We start from the raw sequence: 6,000 nt of genomic DNA on the forward strand, positions 1-6,000 counted from the left end.
TGTTTTCGCTGAATTTTGAGGTGGGAGTATTACTGCTCGCGAATAGCGGGATAAAGCGGGGCTGGCTATTTAGCCAGTCCTGTTCATTTCAATATATGAAGTGAGGTTGTGGTCTTGTGATGAAGGGGAAAAAACAAATTAACTACGTAAAAAGTGAATATATTGGAAGAACACTTGTGACGCTTTGTGGTTTATTAATTGTTGCAATTACATTAGCTATTATCGCGTTCATTTGTGCAAAAGGGATTCAATCATTTACACAAAGTAATATCTCGATTTCAGAAGTGTTTACATCAACAAAATGGGCTCCGAATGAAGGAAATGGAAGTTTTGGGGCTGTTATTTTCATAGTTGGATCTACGCTAGTATCTCTTGGTGCGGTAATCATTAGTGCACCAATTGCAATTGCACTCGCAGTGTTTATGAATTTGATTTCGCCGAAGTTTGGAAATAAAGTATTAAAGCCGGTTTTAGAATTGTTGGTAGGGATTCCGTCTGTTGTATATGGTTTACTAGGCGTCACGATTTTAGTCCCGATTTTACGAGATTCATTTGGTGGTGTAGGATTTAGTTTAATTGCAGGTATTGTTGTATTAAGCATTATGATTTTGCCAACGATTGCAAGTATTGCTTCTGATGCAATTCGTTCGGTTCCTTTTGAATATTTAGAAGCCTCTTATGGTTTAGGATCGACGAAATGGCAAGCGATTAGTCGTATTATTGTTCCAGCTGCAAAAAAAGGTATTTTAACAGGGGTTGTTCTTGGATTAGCTCGAGCTTTCGGGGAAGCATTAGCAGTGCAAATGGTAATAGGAAATACAATAAAATTACCAGAAGGAATATATAGTCCAACTTCAACTTTAACGGGTATTTTGACAATGGATATGACAAATACGTTAAATGGAACGGCCTGGAATAATGCGCTATGGACGTTAGCGATGATATTACTTTTGATTTCTTTCTTATTTATTGTAGTAATTCGAGCGATTGGCCAAAGAGGTGAAAGATAACGATGAATGCTAGAACAGTTAATAGTATATGGACGGGTATTTTTTATGCAGTTGCATTGTTTATAGTCACTTTACTTGTTTTTCTTGTATATGAAATTTTACAAAAAGGTTGGGGATTTTGGGATCCAAGTTTTTTATTTGGAGAACCGAGTAATACAAGAGCAGGAGGAGGGATTGGACCTCAATTATTTAACTCCTTTTACATGCTTGTTATTACATTGATTATTTCGATTCCTTTAGGTCTCGGTGCAGGGATTTACCTAGCGGAATATGCAAAACAAGGTCGTTTTTTAAATTTTGTTCGCTTATGTATTGAGACAATGGCTTCCTTACCTTCTATTGTAGTTGGTTTATTTGGATTGCTTGTGTTTGTTACGACAGCGGGTTGGGGATACACTGTCATGGGTGGAGCTTTAGCCTTAACGATTTTAAATTTACCAGGTTTAACGCGCGTTTGTGAAAATGCAATTACAGAAATTCCATCTAATGTGAAAGAAGCAAGTCTTGGGTTAGGTGCAACAAAGTGGCAAACAATTGTAAGAACGATTCTTCCATCTGCATTGCCGCAAATTATTACAGGTGTAATTTTAGCGGCTGGACGTATTTTTGGTGAAGCGGCGGCACTCATTTACACAGCTGGATTAACGTCACCAATTTTAAACTCGGCAGCAGATTTTTCAAGTCCTGCACATCCATTAAATCCATTCCGACCAGCAGAAACATTAGCAGTGCATATCTGGAAGTTGAATTCTGAGGGAATTATCCCTGACGCGAAACTAATTGCAACAAAATCAGCAGCAGTATTAATCATTATGGTATTACTATTCAATATTATTGCAAGGTTTACCGCATCTGTACTCCATAAGCACTTTACTGGTACGAAAAAATCTCGCAAAAGTAGTAAAGTAAAAGCAGCATAACTTTTTATATACAAATTGAATAACAGATATAAAAAACTTTCTTTTAGATGGGCGAGAGCATTTGGCTATGCATAGAAGCGGTCAGGACTTTTTCCTGCCACGTGCAAGGTTAAAACCAAAGGGAGAAAGCGAGCGGGGATCACTTTTTGTTTTGTATAGCTGCGATTTATGTGTCAAAAGTTTAAAATGGATATATAGAATAAAGAGAGTGTCCTAAAAGTTTGAGAAAATCGACTTTTAAAGGACACTCTTGTTTTGTCATGTGAAATTCTGAAAGGAAAAATGCAAAAGCCGTATTCGGAAGTCTGAATACGGCTTTTATATTTTTAAGATTTAGGAACATTTGTATAAGATTCGTGTTGCTTTTTGCGGTGTCTTCTACTACCGATTCGATCTAGCAATTCGTACATAACGGGTACGACAACTAGTGTTAGTAATGTAGAAACTAATAAACCGCCAATGACTACAACAGCTAAGCTTTTGGATACCATGCTTCCAGCTTGTGTATCACCGAATAATAGAGGGAGCATTGCGAAGATGGTTGTAATAGCTGTCATGATAATTGGGCGCAACCGTACTGAACCAGCTTCTAATAGTGCTTCTCTTGTTGCCATTCCTTTTTCGCGGTTTTGTTGTACACGTTCTATTAATACAATTGCATTCGTTACAACAATCCCGATTAGCATTAAAGCTCCGATAAGAGAGTTTAAATCGACAGGTATTTGTGAAAGAATTAAACCTAAAATCCCGCCTACAGCTGCTAATGGGAGAGAGAATAAAATTGCAAATGGTGCACGTGCTTGCCCGAAAGTAATGACCATAATTAAGTAAACAACACCAATCGCAATTCCCATAACCTTAAATAAATCAGTGAAATTTTCTTGCATCGATTCTGTTGCTCCAGCAATGGTAACTTTCGCTCCATCAGGCAATTTCAAATCTGCAATAGCTGTATTTACTTCTGCGCTTACTTTACTTAAGTCTTCACCTTTCGCTTCTGCTGTAACTTGAATTGTTTCTTTTCCGTCCTTGTGAAATATTTCGGTTTGTATTTGTTTTTCAGAAATCGTTGCAACATCTTTTAATGCGATTAAACCAGTGATTGGTGACAAAATATTTGAGTTTAAAATCGCATCTTTATTAGGAGGCTCTGTTTTTTTGTGTTCTAGCATAAGAGTTGTCTTTTCATTGTCGAGTGTGATTTGGCCAATTGGCGATTTTTTCATTAGAAATGCCACTTGTTGTCCGATGACTTCAGAATTTAGTCCTGCTTTTTCTGCTTTTGTTTGATCGACGTTAACAACCCATTCGTTTTTTTCTTCCTCCGTATTCGTTTTTACTTTTGAAAGACCATTTAAGCTTTTTAATTTTGTAGTAACAAGGTCGGAAGTTTGTTTTAAATCTTTATTATTGTTAGCGGTGATGTTAAATTGTAATGCATTTCCACCACCGAAATTTGAAAAACTTACTTTTATATAATCAAATGTTGCTGGTTGAAATTGATTCTGTTCTTTTTTTAGTTTATTAATGTACGTTTCAAGGTCAATTCCTTTTTTAAACCCTACATATATACTTGCAAGATTGTTTTTTGTCGTTTGTCCCCACTGTGCATCTTCTGAAGCAGAACCCATCCGTAATGTAACATCTTGTACTTGTGAATCTGCAAGTAACTTTTTCTCAAATTCAAAAGCTTGCTGTTTCCCTTTCTCTAAATCGTAATTAGCAGGAAATGTCATATTAATGGAAAGCATGGTGTTATCATCAGATTTAATGTTGGCTTTTGGGAGTAGAATGTAAGCTGCAATTGAACCAACAAATAATAAAAAAGAAGTAAATAAAATGATAAATTTATGTGATAACGACCATTTTAAAATGGCTGTATAACGTTTCGTTTCTTTTCGCTCTTCATGTTTTATTTTCTTTAAAAGTAGAAAGGCCATGAGTGGAACAACTGTTAATGCTACCAATAAGGATGAAAGAATTGAATATACAACAGCTAACACCATAGGTAACATAAATTCACCGATTCCACCTGATACGAGACCGATTGGTAAAAAAACAGCGACGGTTGTTAAAGTAGAAGATGTAATCGCGATTGCAACTTCTTTTGTAGCATCAATAATGACGTCTTTTGAGAAAGAATCTTTTTGTAAACGACGGAAAATGTTTTCAATTACAACGATGCTATCATCGACAAGGCGTCCGACAGCAACTGCTAATCCACCTAATGTTAAAATATTTAAAGTGATATGAGATTGATTAAGTAAAAAGAGTGTAAGGAGTATGGATAAAGGGATACTGACAACGGCGATTAAAGTAGTACGAATGTTACGCAAGAAAATTAAAATGATGAATGTAGCGGCAATAGCACCAAGAACAACTTCTTTAGCCATACTTGTAACAGCGTTTTGGACCTGTTCGTGTGTGGACATAAGTGTTTTTATCGTAAAAGTATCTTTATATTGTTTACTTATATCATTAACCTTTTTCTCGATTTCTTTTCCGATTGTAACAGCATTTTTGCTTGGTTCTTTCATAACGACTAGTACAGCGCCATCTTCTCCGTTAATGTGAGAAATTGCATCATGATGTTGTTTCAACTCAATTTTTGCGATATCACTTAATTTTACTTGCGGTGTGAGTGTAATGTTTTTTACCTCTTCAATACTTTTAATTTCTCCAATTACACGAAGTAGATGATTTTCATTATTTATAGATATTTGCCCAGCTGGTATAGAAACTTCTTTTCCTTGAAGGGCAGATACGATTTGTGATGTTATGATGTTTTGATCTTTCATTTTAACGGGATCTAATACAATAGATAGTTCTGATGTTGATTTCCCGTAAAACATAACATTAGAAACACCGTCGATATTTTCAAGTTGTGGGATAATTTCTTTTTCAATTTGTTTTTCATCGGCTTTTGTAAAGCCATTTTTCTTTTGGGCTGTAATTTGTGCGAGTGGAATCATAGAAGTATTTAGCTGGCTGACAATAGGTTTCATTATGCCTTTTGGAAGCGGCATTCCGTTTGTGAGTTTTTCAACTTCACGCGCTGCATCTTTCATATTTGTCTTTGCGGTATACATAATTTCAATCTTTGACAATCCCTCACTTGTTGATGATGTAATGGTATCGACATGTGAAAGATTTCGAAACTGCTTTTCGAGAGGTTCTGTTACTTCTTTTGTCATTGTTTCAGCATCTAGTCCCTCAGATAAGGTAGTAATTGTTACAACTGGTTGATCCATGCTTGGCAAAAACTCCATCGGTAATTTAGAGCCGGAATAAATACCTAATACAGAGATGAGAAAAATCATGATGATAATAGCGGCCCTGTTTTTTAATGAAAACTTCGTCAATCTTTCCATAAGTGAATTCCTCCATGATAGGGTTTGATGGTTTACTGTTTTACTATATAACAAACGATAAGGATTTAGAGTTAAGTGTATGTAAAAAATTCCTAAAAAAATTCTTAAGTGAGGCGTTCAGTGTATGGCTAGCGAAAGGTTTATAAAGGATTGAATTGATATCATCAAAAAAACTTTATGTTTTTTTAAAAAAATACTTGTATTAAAAAAAAGAAGATGATATATTAATAAACGTCGCTGCTGCACTTCAGCAGAAAGCGAAAAATAAAAAACTTAGTTGACATTGAATAACTGAAATGTTAGCATAAGGAAGTCGCAATCAGGCGGCAAACAAGTTCTTTGAAAACTGAACGAAACAAACAACGTGAAACGTCAATTTTTATTTATGATGCTAGACAAACTTTATTGGAGAGTTTGATCCTGGCTCAGGATGAACGCTGGCGGCGTGCCTAATACATGCAAGTCGAGCGAACCGATTAAGAGCTTGCTCTTAAGAAGTTAGCGGCGGACGGGTGAGTAACACGTAGGTAACCTGCCTATAAGACTGGGATAACTCCGGGAAACCGGGGCTAATACCGGATAACATTTTGCACCGCATGGTGCAAAATTGAAAGGCGGCTTCGGCTGTCACTTATAGATGGACCTGCGGCGCATTAGCTAGTTGGTGAGGTAACGGCTCACCAAGGCGACGATGCGTAG

At 36.3% G+C, this 6,000-nt stretch carries 3 protein-coding genes and 1 rRNA gene; 3 read left to right on the forward strand and 1 reads right to left on the reverse strand.

The window, feature by feature from the left end; translation table 11 throughout:
* Positions 1-119 precede the first annotated feature (119 nt).
* Positions 120-1,010, forward strand: a complete 891-nt coding sequence (gene pstC, locus ACIGHG_RS16315; protein ID WP_139207750.1) for a phosphate ABC transporter permease subunit PstC — start codon at positions 120-122, stop codon at positions 1,008-1,010.
* 2 nt (positions 1,011-1,012) lie between these two features.
* Positions 1,013-1,930 (forward strand): phosphate ABC transporter permease PstA, encoded by a 918-nt coding sequence (gene pstA, locus ACIGHG_RS16320; RefSeq protein ID WP_090918963.1) that lies wholly within the window; start codon positions 1,013-1,015, stop codon positions 1,928-1,930.
* Positions 1,931-2,256: 326 nt separating this feature from the next.
* On the opposite strand, the gene ACIGHG_RS16325 is transcribed toward pstA, so the two are convergent.
* On the reverse strand, positions 2,257-5,301 hold the full coding sequence (locus tag ACIGHG_RS16325; RefSeq protein WP_396549426.1) for an efflux RND transporter permease subunit: 3,045 nt from the start codon (positions 5,299-5,301) through the stop codon (positions 2,257-2,259).
* A 402-nt stretch (positions 5,302-5,703) separates the two neighbouring features.
* On the opposite strand from ACIGHG_RS16325, the gene ACIGHG_RS16330 reads away from it, so the two are divergent.
* Positions 5,704-6,000: ribosomal RNA gene (locus ACIGHG_RS16330) — 16S ribosomal RNA — on the forward strand; the annotation flags it as partial.

It is taken from the genome of Bacillus sp. NPDC077411, assembly GCF_044543425.1.
Classification (GTDB): Bacteria; Bacillota; Bacilli; order Bacillales; family Bacillaceae_G; genus Bacillus_A; species Bacillus_A bruguierae.

What these genes read in the sequence shown, in the direction of transcription:
- pstC (WP_139207750.1), top strand. Translation starts at nt 120, where the DNA reads ATGAAGGGGAAAAAACAAATTAACTACGTAAAAAGTGAATATATTGGA.
- pstA (WP_090918963.1), top strand. Translation starts at nt 1,013, where the DNA reads ATGAATGCTAGAACAGTTAATAGTATATGGACGGGTATTTTTTATGCA.
- ACIGHG_RS16325 (WP_396549426.1), bottom strand. Translation starts at nt 5,301, where the DNA reads ATGGAAAGATTGACGAAGTTTTCATTAAAAAACAGGGCCGCTATTATC.